The following is a 21,101-nucleotide window of genomic DNA, read 5'->3' as shown; positions in this document are numbered from 1 at the left end:
CGATCTTCTCCAGGTTCTCCGACTCGTTGTACGTCGGGATGATCACCAGGACGCTCGGGGTGGGCAGGTCGGTCAACGTGTTCGGCCTTTCGCGGCGGCGGTGAGCGAGGCGGCGTCCCGCTCGGGGCTCGTCACTGTGTTCTCCTCAGGCGCCGCATCGGGCAGGGTATCGGCTCGGCCTCTGATTCCGGGAATCAGGGCCCGGACGCGTCGCAGTGTCGTCCGCGCGCCGGCCAGTCCGATCGCGGCCACCAGCCCCGCGAGCGCGAACAGGTACTCGGGCCACGCGCCGACCTTGTCGGCGAACGTCCGCTCGGTGCCGCGCCGGACCTCCATGTCCAGGTACCGCGCCTGGTACTCGCCGGTCCGGGCGAGCACCTTGCCCCGGGGGTCGATCACCGCCGACACCCCGGACGTCGCCGCCTCCAGGGTCCAGCGGCCGTGTTCCACGGCGCGCAGCCGGGCGATCGCCAGCTGCTGGTAGGTCTGGCCGGTGCCCATGTAGGAGGCGTTGTTGCTGGGCACCAGCAGCACCTGGCCGCCGCCGTTGACGGCGTTGCGGACCACGTCGTCGTAGGCGACTTCGAAACAGATCACCGCGGCCACCGGCACGCCGCCGAGGGTCAGGTCGCCGCGGCCGTGGCCGGGGACGAAGTCCCGCGGGATCATGTTGAACCGCTTGATCATCTTGGTGAGGATGTCGCGGAACGGCAGATATTCGCCGAACGGCACCAGGTGGGTCTTGTCGTAGGTGGCGCCCATGCCGCCGTCGGCGCCCGGCGTCCACACGATGAGCCGGTTCAGCACGTTCGTGCCCTCGGGGTTGGCGTTGATCACGGCACCGACCAGCACCGGCACCCCGACCGCGTCCACGGCCCGCTGGATCTCGTCCTTCACGCCGGGGTCGGTGTAGGGATCCATGTCCGAGCCGTTCTCCGGCCACACCACAACGTCCGGCTTGACCGCCTTGCCCGCGCGGATGTCGGCGGCGAGCGCCTCGGTCTCCTTCACGTGGTTGTCCAGCACCGCCGCCTGCTGCTCCTCGCGGCCGAAGCCCAGGCGCGGCACGTTGCCCTGGATCAGCGCGATGCGCAGCGGCGTCCCGGCGTCCGGGGAGCGCAGCGGCACGGCGAACCCGGCCATCGGGGCCGCGAGGGCGGCGACGAGCAGCACCGCGGCCCACTGGACGCCGGAGAAGCGCCCCGCGGCGAACCGCGCCCCGGCCTCGCGGCCGGCCTGCTGTTCGCGGCGCAGCACGACGACCGCGCGCCACAGCAGCGTCCCGGTCAGCGCGACCGCGAACGTCACCAGCGGCGCCCCGCCGACCGCGGCCAGCGGCGTGAACGGGGAGTCCGGCTGCGAGAACGCCAGCCGGCCCCAGGAGAACCCGCCGAACGGCCAGCGCGAGCGCACGAACTCCTCGCCGACCCACAGGCACGCCTGCCACAGCGGCGCGAACCGGGTGCGCGACACCCTCGCCATCGCCCAGCCGAACGGGATGAAGTAGAGGGACTCGATGACGCCGACGGCCTCCTGGGCGCCCGGCCCGAAGACCCGCAGGAACTGGAACGCCACCCAGCAGAAGCCGGTCCCGAACCAGAAGCCGACGACCATGCCGCGCCGGCCCGCGCTCCCGCCCGTCGCCCGACCGCCACGCCCCATGGAGGGGCTACCCGCGGCAACGCTGAACAGCGCCGAGGCCGCGGCCACCGCCAGCGGCGCCACCGGCCACCAGCCCACCGGCGCGAAGGCCAGGTTCAGCGCGGCGCCGGCCAGCAGCGCCAGGGCCGCCAGCCGCACCGCCTCGCGGCTCGGCCGGCGCCGGAACCAGCGCCGGCGCCCCGGGCCGCCGGCCTCTTGCTCACTCACCAGCGCGACCCACCCTAGAAAGATCTGCGGACACCTTCTGCGCACCCTACCGGAGCAGGATCTCAAGACGGGACGGCACACGGAAGACACTGGAACAGCACGGAAAATGCGGAATGAACGGGAAACGCCCCCGGAGCACGCGAAAACCCGGCGGCACCCTTCGGACCGGCCGCGGACCCGCTGGCCGCGAGTCCCGCACACCGTTGTCTACTGGATCCGCCGGGTTCCCGGTGAAGACCCACCCGTGGTTCGCCGCCACCGCCGCGGTGCCCCCGTCGTGTCGCTCGGCGCCGGATCGCCCCGAGCGAGACAGGACCACCGTGCGACGGCGTTCGGCCGGTGGACGTAGGCACCGACGGTACCCGGACTCCTGTGGCGCCTGTCAACCAGTGATCCGACCAGTCGTGGCCTGGGCGGGAGGAGAGAAGCCGCAGGTCACGGCGCCCGACCCGGACGGGCCCGCGGCCCGGGACGATCACTCGGAAAGGCGCGGAACACATGTGGGAACGAATCACGGCGAACCGGGCCGCTCAGACCTGCCCCAACCGTCCCGAATCGAACACGGTGCGCCCGCGCACCACGGTGCGGGCGGCGGTCGGCAGCGGCCGGCCCGGCGTGAGGTCCGGCAGCCCCGGCACGCCGGAGCGCGGGTCGGTCGACCACGCCGACAGCCGCTCGTCGGCGGCCTGCACGATCACGTCCTCCGGATCCACGTCCCACACCGCGTAGGTGGCCGGCTCGCCCAGCACCAGCATCCCCGACGCGGTCGCGCGCGAGCCCAGCGCGCGCCACCCGCCGCGGGTGTGGGCCGCGAAGGCCGCGCGCACCGAGATCCGGTGCTCGGGCGTCCGGTGGAAGGCCGCCGCGCGCACCGTGCCCCAGGGATCCAGGGCGGTCACCGGCGCGTCCGACCCGAAGGCCAGCGGCACCCCTGCCTTCTGCAGCGCGGCGAACGGGTTCATCGCCCGCGCCCGCTCGGCACCGAGGCGCTCGGCGTACATACCGGCCTCACCGCCCCACGCCGCGTCGAAAGCCGGCTGGACGCTGGCCACGATCCCGAACGCCAGCAGCCGCTCGACGCCGCCGGCCGGGAGCATCTCCGCGTGCTCGACCCGGTGCCCGATCCGGTGGAGGGCATCGCGCCCCACTCGCGCGGCGGCCGCGTCGAAGCCGTCCAGCAGCGCCGCCATGGCGCCGTCGCCGATCACGTGGAAGCCCGCCTGCACGCCGGCCTCGGTGCACTGCACGACGTGCTCGGCGACCTGCTCGGCGGTGGCGTAGGAGGCGCCGAGGGTGTCCCGGTCGGCGTAGGCGTGCGCCAGGCACGCGGTGTGGGAGCCGATCGATCCGTCCAGGAACAGGTCGCCGCCGGCGCCGACCGCGCCCAGCTCCAGCGCCTTCGCCGCCGCGCCGAACTCGCCCCAGTACCCGAACACCTCGGGGCCGGCCAGCTCGCGCCCGGCGGCCAGCACCTGCAGGAAGTCGGCCTCGCCGCTGATGTCCGGACCGCCGCACTCGTGGACGGCGCCGATGCCCAGCTCGGCCGCCCGCCGCAGGGCCTCGGCCTGCAGCGCGCCGCGCGCGCCGGGGCTCAGCATGCTGTAGGCGGCCTTGCGGACGAGGTGGTGCGCGTCCTGCCGCGCGATGCCCGCCTCGGCGTCGAACCCGGCCGCGCCCCGGACCTCGGGGACCGCCGCCACCAGCGCCGAGGACACCAGGGCGCTGTGCACGTCGGCCCGCGACAGGTACGCCGGCCGGTCACCGACCGCCCGGTCGAGCTCGGCCTGGGAGGGCGCGCGCCGCTCCGGCCACCGGGACTCGTCCCAGCCCTGGCCGATCACGGTCGCGCCCTCCGGGAGGCTCCCGGAGAAAGAGGCGATGTGGTGCAGGGCGTCGGCCAGGGAGGCCGCGTCGTGCAGGTCCAGGCCGACCAGGGACAGGCCGGTGGAGGTGAGGTGGACGTGGGCGTCCACGAACGCCGGGGTCACCAGCGCGCCGCGCAGCTCGACGATCTCGTCGACCGCGTCCGCGTGCGCCACGTCGGCGGCGCTGTCCGAGCCCAGCCACGCCACCCGGCCGTCCTCGACCAGCATCGCGGTCGCGAACGGCTCCTCCGGCGAGTGGATCGTCCCGCCGCGCAGCAGGACGCGGGACGGGATCGGGCGCTCGGGATCGGCGGCGGCGGTGTTCGTCATGGGGACCAGTGTCTCGCACGGCTTACCGGCCCCCGCGCCGACCTCAGCCCATGCCGCGCATCCGGTCCTCGAACGGCGTCGAGAGCACCACCGTGGTCCGGGTCGACACCTCGGCGGCGGTGCGGATCCGCCCCAGCAGCGACTCCAGCTCCCCCGCGGTCCCGACCCGCACCTTCAGGATGTAGTTCTCGTCCCCCGCCACGCTGTAGCAGTCCTCGACCTCGGCGAGGTCCTTCAGCCGGTCCGGCACGTCGTCCGGCGCCGCCGGGTCTATCGGCTTCACCGAGATGAACGCCGTCAGCCCCAGGCCCAGCGCCTCCGGGTCCACCACCGCCCGGAACCCCCTCAGCACCCCACGCTCCTCCAGCTTCTGCACCCGCTGGTGCACCGCCGAAGTCGACAGCCCGATCAGCTTCCCGAGGTCGGTGTAGCTCATCCGGCCGTCGGCGACCAGGGCCGCCACGATGTGCCTGTCGATATCGTCCACGCGCCAACCGTAGATCCTGCGGCGGTCCCCCGCCTACACGGCATACCCTGCCGCTCGTGCGGCGGCAGCCGGGCCGGTGCTCCTCGAAGACGCCTGATCCTCAGCAGGGCTTGAGTCTCCACCCGCTGGAGGCCGGAAGGTGGGACCCATGACGGACGACGCCCGCTACACCATCGGCGACCTGGCCCGCCGCACCGGCCTGCCGGTGAAGACGATCCGGTTCTACGCCGACGAGGGCATCGTCCCGGAAACCGGCCGCACCCCGGCCGGCTACCGCGTCTACGACCTCGCCGCCGTCGCCCGCCTGGACCTGGTCCGGACCCTCCGCGACCTCGGCGTCGACCTGCCGACCGTCCGCCGCGTGCTGGCGCGCGAGGCGACGCTGGCGGAGGTCGCCGCGGCGCACGCCGAGGCCCTGGACGTGCAGATCCGCACGCTCCGCCTCCGGCGCGCGGTGCTGGGCGCGGTGGCGGCGAGGGGTGCCACACATCAGGAGATGGACTTCATGCACAAGATGGCCCGCCTGTCGGACACCGAACGCAAGCGCATGATCGACGACTTCGCCGACACGGTCTTCGGCGGCCTGGACGCCAACCCGGAACTCGTGGAACTCGTCCGCGCCGCCACCCCCGACCTCCCCGACGACGCCACCCCGGACCAAGTCGAGGCCTGGATCGAACTCGCCGAACTGACCCAGGACCCCGCCTTCCGCACCAGCGTGCGCCGCATGGCCGAGTACCAGGCCGCGGAACGCGCCGCCGGCGACACCACCGGCCTCCACCACGAACTGACCGACCAGGTCCGCACCCTCATCACCCAGGCCATCGCCGACGGCGTCGACCCCGAATCCCCCGCCGCCGCCCCGATCATCGCCCACCTGGCCGCCCGCTACGCGACCACCTTCTCCAAGCCCGACGACGAGGCGCTGCGCGCCTGGCTCTGGCACCGCCTCGAAGTGGCCTGCGACCCCCGCGTCGAGCGCTACTGGCGCCTCCTGGCCGCGATCAACCGCTGGCCCGAACCCGAGACGCTGGGACCGGTGTTCGACTGGTTCCTGCGAGCCCTGCGACCGCGGATGGGACAGGCTCAGGCACAGGGGTAGCCGGCAGGCTCCATGGTTCAGTTGGGGGGCGCGGGCGCCGCTTCATCGCCCCCGCCCCCGCAGCCACCGCCCCGCAACCACCGCCCCACCGCAGCGAAGTCCGCACCGGTCAATCCCCGCGTGGGCCGCGGCACCCGCGGGGTCATGATGTCCACGGTAGGGCGTTCTTCGACATGATCGTTCATATCTCAGTCGGGCCGGGTTCCACGCAGAACTCGTTGCCTTCGGGATCACGCATCGATACCAGGTGGTCGAAGCGCTGGAGGACGGTGGCTCCGAGTGCTTCCAGACGAGCCACCTCGTCCGCCATCAGGCCGGGGGCCCGCAAGTCGAAATGCACCCGGTTCTTCGCGGCCTTGGGTTCCGGGACCCGTGTGAACCAGATGTTCGGCGCGCCCCAACCGGACGCCTCGACGAACGCCTTGTCCGCAGTCGAGTCCTCGTCCACGTCCGAGCCCAGCGCGGAGGCCCAGAACCGGGCCAGGACCAGGGCGTCGGTCGCGTCGAACGAGACCGACTTGATGACGCTGTACATGGCATGACCTTCTTTCGTCGAGGGCCGATCCCTCGGGCTTCGGTGATCTTTGTCAAGCAAGAACGGCGAGCGGCGGCATCCAGGCACCACCGGTGATAAGCACCCGGACTCACCCTGTCAGTACCTTCGCCTACCGTGCATCACGGTCCTTGGTCTTCTCCGCGGTCTCTTCGTGTCGTGCAAGCCAACGGCCGCCCACTTGTGACAAGCTAGAGGCCTGTTATCCGGAGCGACTACCGGAGAGGAACCGAAGTGCCGCCATCGTCGGCCCCAGGCGCCGCCACCCCGCCCGCGGCGAGCGTCTCGATCGAGGCCTGGACCGAGCGGGTCATCGCCGAGCGGGAGGTCAGCCAGGCGCGGGCGCGGCAGCTGCGCTGGGTGGCCGGGGAGCTGGCGCTGGTCCGCAACCATGAGGACTTCCCCTTCCGGGACGCCGCCACCGCCGCCGAGCTGCTCCAGCCCGGCGCGATAAGCGCCTATCTCGACCTGGCCGCCCGCGGGGAGCTGCGGCGGCGGGCCAAGGCCGGTGACGCCCGGGCCACCACCGCCTCCATGCGGATCCGGGCCGACTGCCTGAAGATCCTCGGGGAGCACGCGGGCATCCTGGTGGCCGTCGCCGACCGGCCCGGGCTGCCCGAGCTGCGGGAGACGGTCGACGGTCCGTCGCGGTCGCAGCTGCGCGAGTACCTCGCCAAGCGTGCCGAGATCGTCGGGGCGCCGGCCGGGCGGGTGCGGTTGTTCGCGCTGATCGGGGTGGAGCTCGACACCGGTGCCCGGGTCGGCGAGCTGGCCGCGCTGACGCTGGCCGATCTGGAGGACGATCTGAGCGCGGTGCGTATCGTGCGCCGGCCCCAGGCCCGCACGGTCAGCGAGGCGGTCGAGGAGAAGGTCGCCCTGTCCGACGGCACCCGCGCCGCCCTGAAGGCCTGGCTGGAGGTGCGGGAAACCTTGGTGCAGCCGCTGCACGGCACCGCCAAGGCCCTGTGGGTCTCGGTCAGCCCGAACCACGCCGGGCGCCTGAACGTCGAGGGTGAAGCCGTGCGGCGCCCGCCGGGGATGCCGCTGATGCCGCGCGGCATGCAGCGCGCCTACACGCGCGCCGTGGTGGAGGCCAACATGGCGCTGGCCGGGTCGCCGGGCTGGATCCCGCTGCCGTCGCGCTTCGAGCAGCTGCGGCGGGCGGTCACGGACCGGCGCAAGCGGGAGGACGAGCAGGCCGCCGCGGAAGGCGCCGAGACGGCGTAGCGGCGCCGTGGACGCGGCACTTGGAAACGGCGAAAGGCGGCGGCCCGTGGAGATTCTCCACGGGCCGCCGCCGTAACTACACGCGAAACGCAGGATTCAGCAGCCGCTGCTGAAAATACCCCGTGCGCTGACGCCGCCGTTCCTTACCGCGGCTGCTGAGGCGGCTGCTGCGGCGGCATGTAGCCGGGCTGGACGGCCTGGGTCGGCTGGTTCGCCGCCGGGTCGTACTGCCCGCCCCACTGGCCGCCCTGCTGCGGCGGCTGCGGGTTGCCCCACTGCTGCTGCCCCTGCTGCCCCTGACCCTGCTGGCCGGCCCACTGCTGCTGGCCGCCCTGCTGGCCGTAGGCCGGGGAGTTGCCCGCCTGGCCGTAGTTCTGCTGGCCGTAGCCGGCACCCTGCTGCTGGTTCCAGCTCTGGGCGGAGCCGCTGGACGCCGAGGCGCCGCCGGCGGTCACCGACAGCTGGGCCAGGACCGCCAGGACCGTGCCGGCGAGCAGGACCACGATGCCGATCCAGGCACCGAGGCCGAAGAGCTGGAGGCTGTAGTGCGTACCTGTCGGAAGGCCGTCGGAGCCGGTGAGCTCGTCCTTGACCTTGTTGTGGCCGAGCAGGCCGGCCAGCACGGCGAAGATCAGCGCCAGGCCGGTGCCGCCGACGGCGATCCAGCCCATCACCGCCTTCTTCTGCAGGTAGGCCACGACCACGCCGGCGATCGCGATGACCGCCGCGACGATGAGCAGGATGCCCCAGATCTTCGGGTACCCGTCGGCGCTGCCGCTGTGGCCCTTCGACGACACGCTGCCCAGCGCGGTGAAGTCGATCGTGGTGGCCTGGTCGCCGTCACCGATCTTGATCGAGGCCCACGGCATCGCGAACGTCAGGATCGCGGCGATCGCGGCCGCACCGGCGGCGGCGTAGAAGCCCCAGAACTTGCCCCAGGTGTCCCCGCCCCCCGAAGCGGAAGCGCCACCACCGTAGGAGGCGCCACCGTACTGCTGCTGGGCAGGCTGCGCCTGCCCGTAAGAGGGCTGAGCCGCCCCCCACTGCTGCTGGCCCTGCTGCTGAGCGGGCTGCTGCTGTCCCCAACCCTGTTGCGCGGGCTGCTGCTGTCCCCAACCCCCGGGCTGGGGGTAGTTCTGATTCGGCTGCTGCGTCATGGGCAGCACGCTACATGGTCTGCAGTATCGCTGATAAGACGATCCACAACCAGAGGCCGATAGGCCCCGATTTGTCCCGACCCACTGTGGGGAGCGGTCCCCTCGGGGCCCGTCGTTTTACGTATGCGGTTATACGCGTGGCCGCTCACGCGGCTGTACGGAAACTGTCAGATGACGTACAGAGACTGTCAGATGGCGGAGAATCAAGCGCGCGTCAGCGCCCTACTGATAACGAGTCGCTGGACCTGATTGGTTCCCTCGACGATCTGCAGCACCTTCGCCTCGCGCATGTAGCGCTCGACCGGGAAGTCCGCGGTGTAACCGTAACCGCCGAAGACCTGCACAGCGTCGGTCGTCACGCGCATCGCCATGTCAGTGCAGTACAGCTTCGCCATCGCAGCCTCGGTGCCGTACGCCAGTCCCTCGTCCCGGCGCCGAGCCGCCGCCAGGTATGCCGCACGGCCCGTCGCCACGCCGGTCGCCATGTCGGCGAGCAGGAAGCCGAGACCCTGGAAGTCGGCGATCGACTTGCCGAACTGCTGGCGGGTCTTCGCGTACTCCACCGCGGCGTCGAGGGCGGCCTGGGCCACGCCCACGGCGCACGCCGCGATCCCGAGACGTCCGGCCTCCAGCGCCGACAGGGCGATGGTGAAGCCCTGACCTTCGGCGCCGAGCAGACGGTCGGCGGGAACGCGCGCGCCGTCGAGCAGCACCTGGGCCGTCACCGAGCCGCGCATGCCCATCTTGTTCTCGGGCTTGCCGAACGTCATGCCGGGCGTGCCGGCCTCGGCCAGCAGGGCGCTGATGCCCTTGGGGCCGTCGTCGGAGGTCCGGACCATCAGGGTGTAGAAATCAGCCTGGCCGGCATGGGTGATCCAGGCCTTGGTGCCCGTCACGGTGTACGCGTCGGGCTCGTCGCCGCCACCGACCCGGGTCGCCCGCGTGGTGAGCGCGGCCGCGTCGGAGCCGGACTGCGGCTCGGACAGGCAGTACGCACCCAGCTGCTCGCCGCCCAGCATGTCCGGCAGCCACCGCTGCTTCTGCTCCTCGGACCCGAACGTCGCGAGGCCGTAGCAGGACAGGGAGTGCACCGACACGCCGAGGCCGACGGTGAGCCAGTTGCGGGCCAGCTCCTCGACGACCTGGAGATACACCTCGTACGGCTGGCCGCCGCCGCCGTACTTCTCGTCGTATGGCAACCCTAGAAGGCCGGCACGGCCCAGGGTCCGGAACACCTCGCGGGGGAAGCGCTCCTCGGCCTCGTACTCGGCCGCACGCGGCGCGAGCTCCTTGGCGCAGAGGTCCTCGACGAGATCGAACAGGGCACGGCCTTCGTCGCTCGGCAGCGACCGCTCCACGGCGACCATCAGGCGTCCACCACCACGAGCTCGCGGGTGGTCAGGTTCAGGCGCTCGCCGCCGTCGGCGGTGCAGACGGCGATGTCCTCGATCCGGGCCCCGTGCCGGCCGGCCAGGTAGATGCCCGGCTCGACGGAGAAGGCCATACCGGGCTCCAGCGGGCGCGCGGAGCCGGAGACGATGTAGGGCTCCTCGTGGGTCTCCAGGCCGATGCCGTGGCCGGTGCGGTGGATGAACTTGTCGCCGTAGCCGGCCTCGGTGATCAGGTCGCGGCCGACCGCGTCGAGCTCCTCGGCGGTGATGCCGGGACGGACCGCGTCGCACTGGGCCCGCTGCGCGGCGAGGAGGACGGCGAAGTACTCGGCGTACTCGGCCCCGGGCGCGCCGAGGCTGTAGTTGCGCGTCGAATCGGAGCAGTAGCCGTCGGGCATGGTGCCGCCGATGTCGACGACGACCTGGTCCCCGGCCTGGATCACGCGGTCGGAGAGCTCGTGGTGCGGCGAGGCGCCGTTCGGGCCGGAGCCGACGATGACGAAGTCGACGGTGGAGTGGCCGGCGGCCAGGATCGCGTCCGCGATGTCCTTGCCGACCTCCCGCTCGGTGCGGCCGGGGCGCAGCCACTCGGGGACGCGACGGTGGACGGCGTCGATCGCGGCCGCGGCGGCGCGCAGGGACGCGACCTCGGCGGGCGTCTTGCGCATCCGGAGGTCGCTGAGGACCGCGCCGGCGAGGGTCTGGGCGGCGTCGGGCAGGACCCGCCGGAAGTTCAGGACCTTCTCGGCCCACATGTGGTTGTCGAGGCCGATGGTCCCCGCGGCCGCACCCGGCAGACGCGAGGCGATGAGCGCGTACGGGTCGTCGGTCTCGTTCCAGGGGAGGATCTCGAGATCGAGCGCACCCAGCGGGGAGGCTTCCGCGGCGGGCTTCTCCAGGGTGGGGACGACCATCAGGGGGTCGCCGTTCGCCGGGAGGACGAGGCAGGTCAGGCGCTCGAGCGGGAGGGCTTCGTACCCGGTCAGGTAGCGCAGGTCGGCGCCGGGGCTGATCAACAGGGCGTCCATACCGGCCTCGACGGCGGCCTTTTGGGCCCGCGCGAGGCGGTCGGTCAGATCATGTGTGTGGTGTGTCACGAGGGTCAGGATAGTGGGAGCGGGGGCCTATCACGATGTGGCGGAATCGGGAGATTTGTGGCGGGGCCGCCGAGCATGTAGCGGGGGCGGTGCGGGGCTCCACGGCCCCTCAGGACCGGGTGTAGGGGCGAAGGCCCGTCTGACAAGACAGCGCCGGAGGGCACGGCTAGGGTCAGGCGCATGAGCACGAAAGTCGCCGCGATCGGCATCGTCGTCGCAGACCTGTCCGTGTCCATCGCCTTCTATGAGCATTTCGGTCTCGCCTTCACGGAGGCCGACGCGTCCGACGGTCATGTCGAAGCCGATCTGGGGAACGGATTGCGGCTGATGCTGGACAGCGAAGCCTCGATCCAGAGCTTCACGTCCGCCTGGACCCGGCCTTTCGGAAGCCCGCGCACCACCATCGCCTTTCAGTTCGACGACCCGGCGGACGTCGACGCGAAATTCGCGGAATTGATGGACGCGGGATATCACGGTCTGCGGGGACCGTGGGATGCGCCGTGGGGGCAGCGGTATGCGTCGGTGATCGATCCGGATGGTAGTGGGGTCGATCTTTTCGCTTTGTTGAGTTAGTGGCTATTCGGGTTAACCAGCTGGATACGAGCGCGGGCACCCAACCCACGGCCGTCCGGGGTGAACGCGACCGTGACGTCGTCCGCGCTCACCGTCCCGGCGGGCAGCGGCAACGCCCCCATGCCGCTCCAGGACCGGCCGCCGTCGAAGCTGACGCGCACATTCGTCGGCTGGGAGGCGAACCTTTCGACCGCTTAAAGAGCCTGGTACGCACCGAAGCGCGCCACGTAGTGCCACACGCGCTTCAACGCCTGCGGATCGTACTTCCCGGTCCGGGCGGCCTCGCCGATGACTCGCGGTGTCAGCAGGCCGTCCGGAGCGATCTCCCGCGCCAGAAGGACGAACTCGGGACCGCGGTAGTCGGGATGGCGAGCCATTTCGTCCACCGTGAGGCGGAAACCGCCGTGCCATCGCACCGGGCAGGGCAGCGCGTGGGCGAGTTCCTCGACCGGCGTGCCCCGGTAGCAGGGGTCGAGCACCAGTGCCTCGATGTCGGTGGCCAGTCCGACCGGGCCGTGGACCTGGGCTTCGATGTAGTCGTCGAGGGCGTCGGCCTCCGTGTCGGCGAGCGCCGTCGCGATCAGGTCCAGCGCTCCGGCCACGCCGAAGTCTTCGGGGTCCAGGTGGCTGTCCGGGTAGCAGAACGTCGCGCGGCCCACGGCCTCGGCCGCCAGCACGAAGTGCGCCGAGCCGAAGCGCGGGGCGGCGCCGGCCGGGTTGTGCCGGAAGTTCAGCGCGCCGTAGACGGGCCGGTCTTCCGGGTCGGCGTCGTCGTAGGCGCCGCCGAAGATGCGGCTCTCCCAGCGCCAGCGGTCGCCGCCGGGACGGGCGGTCAGGCCGCCGTTGCCGGTCCCGGTGGCGAACTGCGACCGGTAGCGTCCGGCGGTCGCGAGCGCCGCCAGGATCGGCGGATCGTCGCGGTCGGGATGGAAGTTCAGTGTGACGCGCAGCTCCGGATCGACCGGCGGCCCCGATGAGCGCGCGGCGACGTGGTCCAGGGCGCGTCGGGCTCTTTCCGGAAGCGTGGCGTCCGTCATGGCGGCAGTATCCCGCAGGCGCGCCTCAGACCTCGCCGATGATCCCCGCCATCCCCTCCGCGGACAGCAGATGCCGCGCCGCGAGCCGGACCGCGCCCAGCACCCCGGCGCGTTCGCCGAGCACCGACGTCTCGATCGCCAGGCTGCGGGTCGCCAGCGGCAGCGCGCGCCGGTAGATCACGGCCCGCACGTCGGCGAGCAGGTCCTCGTGCAGCTGGGCCAGGATGCCGCCGATGACGATGGTGTCGGGGTTGTGGAAGGACACGAGCGAGGCCAGGACCTCGCCGATCCGCTGTCCGGCCAGGCGCACCTGGCGCCGCGCCGCAGGCTGTCCCTCGGAGACCAGCCGGACCACGTCTCCGGCGCCCACCGCCTCGATCCCCTGCTCCCGCAGGGCGGCCGCTATCGCCGAGCCGGAGGCGACGGCCTCCACGCAGCCGGTGTTGCCACAGTGGCAGAGCACGTCCTCGTGGCCGGGCAGCTGGATGTGGCCGATGTCGCCGGCCGCGCCGGAGGCGCCGCGGTGGAGCACGCCGCCGGAGACGACACCGCAGCCGATGCCGGTGCCGACCTTGACGTAGAGCAGGTGGCGGCTGTCCCGGCGGTGCGTGTACTCCCCCAGCGCCATGGTGTTGACGTCGTTGTCGACCAGGACCGGGGCGTCGTAGCGGCCCTCGAAGAAGGACGGGACGCGGCAGCCGTCCCAGCCGGCCATGATCGGCGGGCGGACCACGGTGCCGCTGGCGAACTCCACCGGGCCGGGGACGCCGATGCCGACGGCGCGCAGGTGCGTGCCCGGGCGCCCGGCCGCGGCGAGCAGTTCCTCCAGGTCGGTGCGGACGCCGGCGAGGACCGCGTCCGGCCCGGTGTTGATGTCGATGGCGCGGGCCCGCTCGGCCAGGACCCGGCCGGACAGGGTGGCGACCGCGACCCGGCTGTGGGTGGCGCCCAGATCGCAGCCGGCGACCACGATCTCGGCGTCGGACAGGTCCAGGGTGAGCGGCGGGCGGCCGCGGTCGGTGGCCGCCGGGTCCGTCTCGACCAGCAGCCCGCGCTCGATGAGCAGGTCCACGCGCTGCGCTATCGCCGCGCGGGACAGCCCCGTGGCGCCGGCGATGGCCGAGCGGGTGGTGGCCGCGCCGTCGGCGACCAGGCCGGCCAGCTCGCTGAGCGACGCCAGGCGCCGTCTGGCCGCACTGTTCATTCGGGCCCCTCCCGCCGGTTCGCGCGTCGCCACCGGACGATGCGCCGCGTCTTTATGACAGAAGTCAGCCTAATGAAGATGCTTGTCAGTCGTAAAGAGCGGCAATATCGTCGACCGCAGAAGCCGACCAGTCGGAAGGGATTCACGGATGACGACGATTCGGGCCGGCATCGCCGGGGCGGGGATGGTCGCGGCGGTGCACGCCGACGCGATCCGCCGCGCCGGGGGCGCCGTGGTCGGGGTCGCGGCCTCGACGCCGGAGCGTTCGAAGGCGGCGACTCAGCGGTTGAACGCCGGACGCGCCTTCGCCACCGCCGAGGAGCTCGCGACCGCGGACGACGTCGACGTGGTCCACGTCTGCACCCCGAACGCGCTGCACGGCCCGCTGGTCCGCGCGGCGCTCGCGGCCGGCAAGCACGTGGTCTGCGAGAAGCCGCTGTCGCTGGGCGGCGCGGACTCCGACGAGCTCACAGCGCTGGCCGAACGCTCCGGACTGGTGGCCGCCGTGCCGCTGGTCTACCGCTACCACCCGATGACCGTCGAGGCGCGGGCGCGGGTCCGGGCCGGGGAGCTCGGCGCGGTCCGGCTCATCCACGGTCACTACCTGCAGGACTGGCTCGCGCGCCCGGAGGACAACAACTGGCGCGTGGACCCGGCGGTCGGCGGGGCCTCCCGGGCCTTCGCGGACATCGGCTCGCACTGGTGCGACCTGGTGGAGTGGGTCAGCGGGCACCGGATCAGCGAGCTGATCGCCGCGACGCAGACCGTGCTGCCGCAGCGGTCGGCGGCCGGGCGGGAGACCTTCACCGCCGGCGGACCCGCCAGCGGCGCGGACGGTGCCGCGGACGCCGCGGACGATGTCGCCGTCACCACCGAGGACGCCGTCCAAGTCCTGTTCCGCACCGACCGCGGCGCCACCGGCGCCCTGGTCGTCTCGCAGGTCTCCCCCGGCCGCAAGAACCGCCTCTGGTTCGAGATCGACGGCGCCGACCGCAGCGTCAGCTTCGACGGCGAGGACCCCGAGTCGCTGCTGTTCGGCGGCCGCGACCGCACCGAGATCCTGCGCCGCGACGCCCTCTCCCCCGCCGCCGCCCGGATCAACGCCGTCCCCGCCGGCCACCCCTGGGGCTACCGCGACTGCTTCGCCGCCTTCACCGCCGACGTCTACGCCGCCGTCGCGGACCCGGACCTGCGCGCGGGCACGCCCGCCTACCCGGCCTTCGCCGACGCCGCTCGCACCGCCCACATCACCGACGCGGTCCTGACCTCGGCCGCGCACCGTTCCTGGATCGAGGTGTCCTGACATGAAGCTCGGCTTCCTGACCGCCTGCCTGCCCCAGGTCCCGCTGCCCGCCGTCGCGGCGTGGGCCGCCGAGCACGGCTATGAAGCGCTGGAGGTCGCGGTCTGGCCGAAGGTCGGCGGCCGCGAGTTCGAGGCCTCGCACATCGACGTCGCGCGCTTCGACGCCGACCAGGCCGGCGAGGTCACCGAGCTGTTCGCCGAGCACGGCCTGACCTTGTCGTCGCTGGCGTACTACGAGAACAACCTGCACCCCGACGCCACGCGCCGCGAGGAGATCGCCGCGCACGTCCTGCACGCGATCGACGCCGCGGCGCTGCTCGGCGTCGAGACCGTCGGCACCTTCATCGGCCGCCACCCGGGGCTGAGCGTGAAGGAGAACGTCGCGCTGGCCGAGCGGACGCTGCCGCGGCTGGTCGACCACGCGGGCGAGCGCGGCGTGAAGATCATCATCGAGAACTGCGTGATGGAGGGCTGGCACCCCGACGGCTACCCCGGCAACCTCGCCTACTCCCCCGAGCTGTGGGAGTGGATGTTCTCCCTCGGGCTCTACCTGAACTACGACCCCTCGCACCTGCTGTGGCTGGGCATCGACCCGGTCACCGCGCTGAAGCCCTACGTCGACCGGATCCCGCACGCGCAGGCCAAGGACACACAGCTGGATCCGGCCGCGCGCAACCGCTACGGGTTCTTCGGCAAGACCCTGAGCCGCGAGCACCCCTGGGACGAGGGCTGGTGGCGCTACCGCATCCCGGGCCTGGGCCAGGTGGACTGGAGCGGTGTGGTGGACGCGCTGTACGAGGGCGGGTTCACCGGCGTGCTGAGCGTGGAGCACGAGGACCCGGTGTGGGGCGGCACCGAGGAGAAGGTCAAGCAGGGCCTGCGGATCGCCCACCGCACGCTGTCCCCGCTCATCGTCGGCTGACCGAGAATTCGAGAACGAAGGCTACGTCCATGACCCGCAAGCCGAGCGTCCAGCTCTACACCGTCCGCGACCACATGGCCGACCGCGAAGCCACGCTCACGCGTCTGGCCCGGCTCGGCTACACCGCCGTCGAGCCCTTCGACCCGACGGCCGACCCGAAGGGCTTCCGGGCCCTGGCCGACGACCTCGGCCTGGCCGTCTCCGGCGCGCACGCCATGGCGATGCTGCACGAGCCGGACCCGGCGCCGGTGTTCGAGGCCGTCGCCGTCCTCGGCACCGACCTGGCGATCCTGCCGGCCGGCATCCCGGAGGAGGACTTCACCACCCGCGACGGCCTGGAACGTGCCGCCGACCTGCTGAACACGCTGTCCGCGCGCGCCGGGGAGCACGGTCTGCGGTTGGGCTACCACAACCACTGGTGGGAGTTCGAGCCCGTGCTCGACGGCCGGCACGCGCTGGAGGCCCTCGCCGACCTCACCGCCCCGGAGGTGGTGTTCGAGATCGACACCTACTGGGCGGCCGTCGGCGGCGCGGACCCGGCCGCGGTGCTGGAGCGCCTCGGCGACCGCGTGGTGGCCCTGCATGTGAAGGACGGGCCAAAGGTCAAGGGCGAGCCGCACGTGGCCGTCGGCGACGGCGCGATGCCGGTGCCGGCGATCCTGGCCGCGGCGCCGGCCGACGCCTGGCGGGTCGTGGAGCTGGACGCGTGCGCGACCGACATCTTCGACGCGGTCGGGCGGAGCCTGGAGTACCTGAACGGCCTGGAGGGGGCGTGACCATGGGCAGCGGGGGCGGACCGGTCGGCGTCGCGGTCGTCGGCGCCGGCAATATCAGCACGCAGTATCTGCAGAACCTCACGCGCTTCCCCGACCTGCGGGTCGTGGGTATAGCCGACCTGGACCAGGCCCGCGCCGCCGCGGCGGCCGCCGAGTACGGCATACCGGCCGGCGGCTCGCTCACCGAGGTGCTGGCGCTGCCGGAGGTCGAGCTGGTGGTCAACCTGACCATCCCGGCCGCGCACGCCGAGGTCGCGCTGGCGGCGCTGGCCGCCGGCAAGCACGTCTACGGCGAGAAGCCGCTGGCGCTGGACCCGGCCTCGGCCCGGGCGGTCCTGGCCGAGGCCGCCGGGCGCGGGCTGCGGGTCGGCAACGCCCCGGACACGTTCCTGGGCGCCGGACTCCAGTCGGCGCTGCGCGTGGTGGCCTCCGGCGGGATAGGCACCCCGGTGGCGGCCGCCGCGTGGTTCCAGAGCCCCGGCCCGGAAAGCTGGCACCCGAGTCCGGAGTTCCTGTTCGCGCACGGCGCCGGGCCGCTGTTCGACATGGGCCCGTACTACCTGACGGCGCTGGTGGCGCTGCTCGGCCCGGTCGCCTCGGTCGCGGCCACCGGCCACCGGGCGCGCGCCACCCGGGTCATCGGCTCCGGCCCCAAGGCCGGCACGGAGTTCCCGGTCGAGGTCCCGACGCACGTCACGGCCCTGCTGGAGTTCGCCGGCGGGACCGGCGCGGCCACCACCTTCAGCTTCGACTCCCCCGCGGTGCGCCAGAGCATCGAGATCACCGGCACCGAGGCCACGCTGCTGGTCCCGGACCCGAACCACTTCAACGGCAGGCTCCGGATCCGGCGCGCCGGCGCCGAGGAGTCCGAGACCATCGACACCACCGGCACGGCCGTCGGCCGCGGCATCGGCGTGCTGGACATGGCCCGGGCGCTGCGGGCCGGGACGGCGCACCGCGCGTCCGGCGGGCTGGCGCTGCACGTGCTCGAGGTGATGGCGGCGATCGCCGCCTCGGCGCGGGGCGCGGCGTTCGAGAGCGTGGCGGAGTGGGCCGAGAAGCTGGAGCCGCTGCCGGAGGAGTGGGATCCGTTCGCGGCGACGCTATAGCCCGGCCGCGGTGGCCCGGACGAAGATCCGGGCTTCCCGCGACCAGCGACCGTCATGGTCCCGGCCGCACAGCGGCTGGACCATGACATCGTCGGCGCCGAGCCCCCCTCGGTCGCCGCACCACGTCCGCGCGATCGTCATCGCCTCGGCCGGGGGTTCGAGCTCGTACACCCCGAGGCTGATCCAGCCCTCTTCGCCCGTCACCGGATCCCGCCGGTGACCACCCGCAGCCGGCGCCGCACCGCCTCCCGCGGATCGGCCGGATCCGGCTGCCGGGCCAGCAGCGCCGCGGCGATCCGCTTGGCCCGCACCGCGGCCTCCGGGGTGCCCTCGCGCAGGGCGGTGACGATGGCGCCGTCGACCAGCAGCATCAGCTCCGGGGCCAGTTCGGCGTGGTCGTCGCGACCGGCGTCGGCGAGCAGGGTGTCCAGGTACTCGGTGACCGAGCTCTTGTGCTCGGCGGCGACCTGGTGGGCGGCGCTGTCGCGGTCGGCGGCCTCGACCATGGTGTTGATGAAGGCGCAGCCGCGGAAGTCGTCGCGGGCGAAGCGCTCGCTCAGCGCGTCGAAGACGGCCAGCGGGCGGTCGGCCGGCGGCAGGTCGTAGCCGTCGACCGCGGTGCGCAGCCACTCCCGCCAGCGCTCGTCGCGGCCGGAGAGCACCTCCACCACGAGGTCGTCCTTGCCGGTGAAGTGCCGGTAGAACGAGGCCCGGCCGACGCCGGACTCGGACAGGATGCGCTCCACGCCGACCGCGCGGATCCCCTCGGCGTAGAAGAGTTCTTCCGCCGTTGTCAGCAGACGTTCCCGGGCTCTCACTGCCATACCCCGGATGGTACCGGTTGGTGCCGTTATTTCGCCACCCTTGAGCCGGGAAAAGGAACCGATCGGTACCGAACTTCCGCCGACCCCTTGGCGTCAAACGGTACCGGTCGGTACCATCTTTGCTGTGAACACTCAGCCAAGGATCACGAAGGTCACCCCGGAGTCGGCGAACGCCGAGCAGCACGACCTCCTCGACGCCACCAAGCGGCAGCTCGGCCGCGTCCCCAACCTCTACGCCACCCTCGTGCAGAGCCCCGCGGCCCTGCGCGGCTACCTGGCCCTGCGCGACAGCCTGCTGACCGGCGCCCTGACCGAGCGCCACCGCGAGCAGCTGGCCCTGCTCACCGCCCAGGAGAACGACTGCGACTACTGCGTCGCCGCCCACAGCATGCGCGGCGAGCGGCTGCTGAAGATGACGCCCGAGGAGCTGCAGGCGACCCGGCACGCGCACGACGCCGACCCGCACACCGACGCGATCCTGCGCCTGGCGGCCGCCCTCATCGAGACCCGCGGGCAGGTCGGCGACCAGCAGCTGGAGGAGGCGCGCGCCGCCGGCGTCACCGACGCCGAGCTCGCCGAGGTGGTGGCGCACGTGGCCCTCAACGTCCTGTCGAACTACTTCAACCACCTCGCGAAGCCGGACCTCGACTTCCCGGCCGCCCCGGCGCTGGAAGGAGCCCGGTGACATGGAGATGAAATGGCGGGACGCCGACCTGGTGGAGCTCGTCAGCGGGTACACCGCCGACGACGCGAACGGGGTCGCGACCAGTGTGCTGAAAGACGTCCGCATCGCCGTCCAGGGCGGCTACTTGCACCTGGCCCACCGCGGCGGCGACCGGGTCCAGATCGTCTCGGCGCCCGGTGTCCGCCGGGTCGTCTACCCGGCGCCGGCCGACTGCCAGGGCACGGCCGCGTAGCGGAGGACACAAGGGAACCCCGGCCCCCCACAGGGAGCCGGGGTTCTTCGACGCTCGCTCAGCCGATGGCCCGCTTCAGCTCCTCGGCCCGGTCGGTGCGCTCCCAGGTGAAGTCCGGCAGGTCCCGGCCGAAGTGCCCGTAGGCCGCGGTCTGCGAGTAGATCGGGCGCAGCAGGTCCAGGTCGCGGATGATCGCCGCCGGGCGCAGGTCGAACACCTGGAGCACGGCCTGCTGGATCTTCACGTCCTCGACCACGCCGGTGCCGAAGCTCTCGACGAACACGCCGACCGGCTCGGCCTTGCCGATCGCGTACGCGACCTGCACCTCGCACCGCTCGGCCAGGCCGGCGGCCACCACGTTCTTGGCCACCCAGCGCATGGCGTAGGCCGCCGAGCGGTCCACCTTCGACGGGTCCTTGCCGGAGAACGCGCCGCCGCCGTGCCGGGCCATGCCGCCGTAGGTGTCGACGATGATCTTGCGGCCGGTCAGGCCGGCGTCGCCCATCGGGCCGCCGATCTCGAAGCGGCCGGTCGGGTTCACCAGCAGCCGGTAGCCCGAGGTGTCCAGCTCCAGCGCCGCCACCTCGGGCGCCACGACCTGCTCCCGGATGTCCGGGGTGAGCAGGTTCTCCAGGTCGATGTCCGAGGCGTGCTGGGTCGACAGCACCACGGTGTCCAGGCGCACGGCCTTGGCGCCGTCGTACTCGATGGTCACCTGGGTCTTGCCGTCCGGGCGCAGGTAGGGCACCGTGCCGTCCTTGCGGACCGCGGACAGCCGGCGCGACAGGCGGTGGGCCAGCGCGATCGGCAGCGGCATCAGCTCGGGCGTGTCGGTGCACGCGTAGCCGAACATCAGGCCCTGGTCGCCGGCGCCCTGGCGGTCGAGCTCGTCCTGGTCGCCCTCGACGCGCGACTCGTAGGCGTCGTCGACGCCCTGCGCGATGTCCGGGGACTGCGAGCCGATGGAGACCGACACGCCGCAGGAGGCCCCGTCGAAGCCCTTCTTCGACGAGTCGTACCCGATGTTCAGGATCGTCTCGCGGACCAGGCGCGGGATGTCGGCGTAGGCGCTGGTGGTGACCTCGCCGGCGATGTGCACCTGGCCGGTGGTGATCAGGGTCTCGACCGCGACCCGGGACTTCGGGTCGTCCTTGAGCAGGGAGTCGAGGATCGCGTCGCTGATCTGGTCGGCGATCTTGTCGGGGTGCCCCTCGGTCACCGATTCGGAGGTGAACAGGCGGCGGACGGTACCGGGCATGGGTACTCCTCAGTTCGCAGCGGCTGCTGACTACAGGTCGACGCGACGCCCCGTTCCCACGGTGCCGGACACGCACGACACCCAGACAAGATCGAAACGA

21 protein-coding genes are annotated in these 21,101 nt (G+C 72.5%); 9 read left to right on the top strand and 12 right to left on the bottom strand.

Annotated features, from left to right (window positions below):
• Window positions 1–72: 72 nt before the first annotated feature.
• The 3 genes from lnt to ABD466_RS31940 all read right to left on the bottom strand — a co-directional run bounded on the left by lnt (window position 73) and on the right by ABD466_RS31940 (window position 4,551).
• Window positions 73–1,869 carry an apolipoprotein N-acyltransferase gene (gene lnt / locus ABD466_RS31950; protein ID WP_344660935.1) on the bottom strand — a complete coding sequence of 599 codons (1,797 nt, stop codon included), beginning with the start codon at window positions 1,867–1,869 and terminating at the stop codon, window positions 73–75.
• 530 nt (window positions 1,870–2,399) lie between these two features.
• Window positions 2,400–4,064, bottom strand: coding sequence for an amidohydrolase (locus ABD466_RS31945; protein ID WP_344660934.1), 1,665 nt, complete (start codon window positions 4,062–4,064; stop codon window positions 2,400–2,402).
• Between the two features lie 43 nt (window positions 4,065–4,107).
• Window positions 4,108–4,551, bottom strand: a complete 444-nt coding sequence (locus ABD466_RS31940) for an Lrp/AsnC family transcriptional regulator (protein ID WP_344660933.1) — start codon at window positions 4,549–4,551, stop codon at window positions 4,108–4,110.
• A gap of 148 nt (window positions 4,552–4,699) precedes the next feature.
• Between ABD466_RS31940 and ABD466_RS31935 the strand changes: the two genes are divergently transcribed.
• On the top strand, window positions 4,700–5,653 hold the full coding sequence (locus ABD466_RS31935; RefSeq protein WP_344660932.1) for a MerR family transcriptional regulator: 954 nt from the start codon (window positions 4,700–4,702) through the stop codon (window positions 5,651–5,653).
• Between the two features lie 181 nt (window positions 5,654–5,834).
• Here the strand turns inward: ABD466_RS31935 and ABD466_RS31930 are convergent, their stop codons facing one another.
• Entirely contained in the window at window positions 5,835–6,188 is a 354-nt protein-coding gene (locus ABD466_RS31930) for a VOC family protein (RefSeq protein WP_344660931.1), read from the bottom strand.
• A gap of 252 nt (window positions 6,189–6,440) precedes the next feature.
• Between ABD466_RS31930 and ABD466_RS31925 the strand changes: the two genes are divergently transcribed.
• A complete protein-coding gene (locus ABD466_RS31925) occupies window positions 6,441–7,433 on the top strand; it encodes a tyrosine-type recombinase/integrase (RefSeq protein WP_344660930.1) in 993 nt (330 codons plus the stop codon).
• A gap of 143 nt (window positions 7,434–7,576) precedes the next feature.
• Here the strand turns inward: ABD466_RS31925 and ABD466_RS31920 are convergent, their stop codons facing one another.
• The 3 genes from ABD466_RS31920 to ABD466_RS31910 form a co-directional block, all read right to left on the bottom strand.
• The gene (locus ABD466_RS31920; RefSeq protein ID WP_344660929.1) at window positions 7,577–8,590 is read right to left on the bottom strand and encodes a hypothetical protein; all 1,014 of its coding nucleotides are present in this window, start codon (window positions 8,588–8,590) and stop codon (window positions 7,577–7,579) included.
• A 203-nt stretch (window positions 8,591–8,793) separates the two neighbouring features.
• Complete coding sequence (locus ABD466_RS31915; protein WP_344660928.1) at window positions 8,794–9,957, bottom strand: acyl-CoA dehydrogenase family protein; 1,164 nt, start codon at window positions 9,955–9,957, stop codon at window positions 8,794–8,796.
• The gene (locus ABD466_RS31910) at window positions 9,957–11,078 is read right to left on the bottom strand and encodes a M24 family metallopeptidase (RefSeq protein WP_425558800.1); all 1,122 of its coding nucleotides are present in this window, start codon (window positions 11,076–11,078) and stop codon (window positions 9,957–9,959) included. The genes ABD466_RS31915 and ABD466_RS31910 overlap by 1 nt, the downstream gene beginning before the upstream one ends.
• A 180-nt stretch (window positions 11,079–11,258) precedes the next feature.
• Here ABD466_RS31910 and ABD466_RS31905 point away from each other — a divergent pair, with 180 nt between their 5' ends.
• Window positions 11,259–11,651, top strand: a complete 393-nt coding sequence (locus ABD466_RS31905) for a VOC family protein (protein ID WP_344660927.1) — start codon at window positions 11,259–11,261, stop codon at window positions 11,649–11,651.
• Between the two features lie 194 nt (window positions 11,652–11,845).
• Here the strand turns inward: ABD466_RS31905 and ABD466_RS31900 are convergent, their stop codons facing one another.
• The gene (locus ABD466_RS31900; protein WP_344660926.1) at window positions 11,846–12,688 is read right to left on the bottom strand and encodes a DUF3626 domain-containing protein; all 843 of its coding nucleotides are present in this window, start codon (window positions 12,686–12,688) and stop codon (window positions 11,846–11,848) included.
• Window positions 12,689–12,713: 25 nt separating this feature from the next.
• Window positions 12,714–13,892: an ROK family protein gene (locus tag ABD466_RS31895; protein ID WP_344660925.1), complete on the bottom strand. Its 1,179-nt coding sequence runs from the start codon at window positions 13,890–13,892 to the stop codon at window positions 12,714–12,716.
• 148 nt (window positions 13,893–14,040) lie between these two features.
• Between ABD466_RS31895 and ABD466_RS31890 the strand changes: the two genes are divergently transcribed.
• From ABD466_RS31890 to ABD466_RS31875, 4 genes are read left to right on the top strand one after another with little or no spacing between them, the layout of a single operon-like run.
• A complete protein-coding gene (locus tag ABD466_RS31890; protein ID WP_344660924.1) occupies window positions 14,041–15,195 on the top strand; it encodes a Gfo/Idh/MocA family protein in 1,155 nt (384 codons plus the stop codon).
• A 1-nt stretch (window position 15,196) separates the two neighbouring features.
• Window positions 15,197–16,117: a sugar phosphate isomerase/epimerase family protein gene (locus ABD466_RS31885; RefSeq protein ID WP_344660923.1), complete on the top strand. Its 921-nt coding sequence runs from the start codon at window positions 15,197–15,199 to the stop codon at window positions 16,115–16,117.
• 29 nt (window positions 16,118–16,146) lie between these two features.
• Window positions 16,147–16,893 carry a sugar phosphate isomerase/epimerase family protein gene (locus tag ABD466_RS31880; RefSeq protein ID WP_344660922.1) on the top strand — a complete coding sequence of 249 codons (747 nt, stop codon included), beginning with the start codon at window positions 16,147–16,149 and terminating at the stop codon, window positions 16,891–16,893.
• A gap of 2 nt (window positions 16,894–16,895) precedes the next feature.
• Complete coding sequence (locus tag ABD466_RS31875) at window positions 16,896–18,002, top strand: Gfo/Idh/MocA family protein (protein WP_344660941.1); 1,107 nt, start codon at window positions 16,896–16,898, stop codon at window positions 18,000–18,002.
• Here ABD466_RS31875 and ABD466_RS31870 read toward each other — a convergent pair.
• Entirely contained in the window at window positions 17,997–18,206 is a 210-nt protein-coding gene (locus tag ABD466_RS31870) for a hypothetical protein (protein ID WP_344660921.1), read from the bottom strand. The two genes, ABD466_RS31875 and ABD466_RS31870, sit on opposite strands and share 6 nt — an antisense overlap.
• Window positions 18,203–18,826, bottom strand: coding sequence for a TetR/AcrR family transcriptional regulator (locus ABD466_RS31865; protein WP_344660920.1), 624 nt, complete (start codon window positions 18,824–18,826; stop codon window positions 18,203–18,205). Before ABD466_RS31865 ends, ABD466_RS31870 begins: the two co-directional genes overlap by 4 nt.
• 124 nt (window positions 18,827–18,950) lie before the next feature.
• Between ABD466_RS31865 and ABD466_RS31860 the strand changes: the two genes are divergently transcribed.
• Together ABD466_RS31860 and ABD466_RS31855 are read left to right on the top strand one after the other, a co-directional pair.
• Entirely contained in the window at window positions 18,951–19,511 is a 561-nt protein-coding gene (locus ABD466_RS31860; RefSeq protein ID WP_344660919.1) for a carboxymuconolactone decarboxylase family protein, read from the top strand.
• Window position 19,512: 1 nt separating this feature from the next.
• A complete protein-coding gene (locus ABD466_RS31855; RefSeq protein WP_344660918.1) occupies window positions 19,513–19,743 on the top strand; it encodes a hypothetical protein in 231 nt (76 codons plus the stop codon).
• Between the two features lie 58 nt (window positions 19,744–19,801).
• Here ABD466_RS31855 and metK read toward each other — a convergent pair whose 3' ends face one another.
• Window positions 19,802–21,001: a methionine adenosyltransferase gene (gene metK, locus ABD466_RS31850; RefSeq protein WP_344660917.1), complete on the bottom strand. Its 1,200-nt coding sequence runs from the start codon at window positions 20,999–21,001 to the stop codon at window positions 19,802–19,804.
• Window positions 21,002–21,101: the final 100 nt, after the last annotated feature.

Source organism: Catenulispora subtropica, assembly GCF_039531675.1.
GTDB lineage: Bacteria > Actinomycetota > Actinomycetes > Streptomycetales > Catenulisporaceae > Catenulispora > Catenulispora subtropica.
This window is presented reverse-complemented; position numbering and strand designations above follow the sequence as displayed.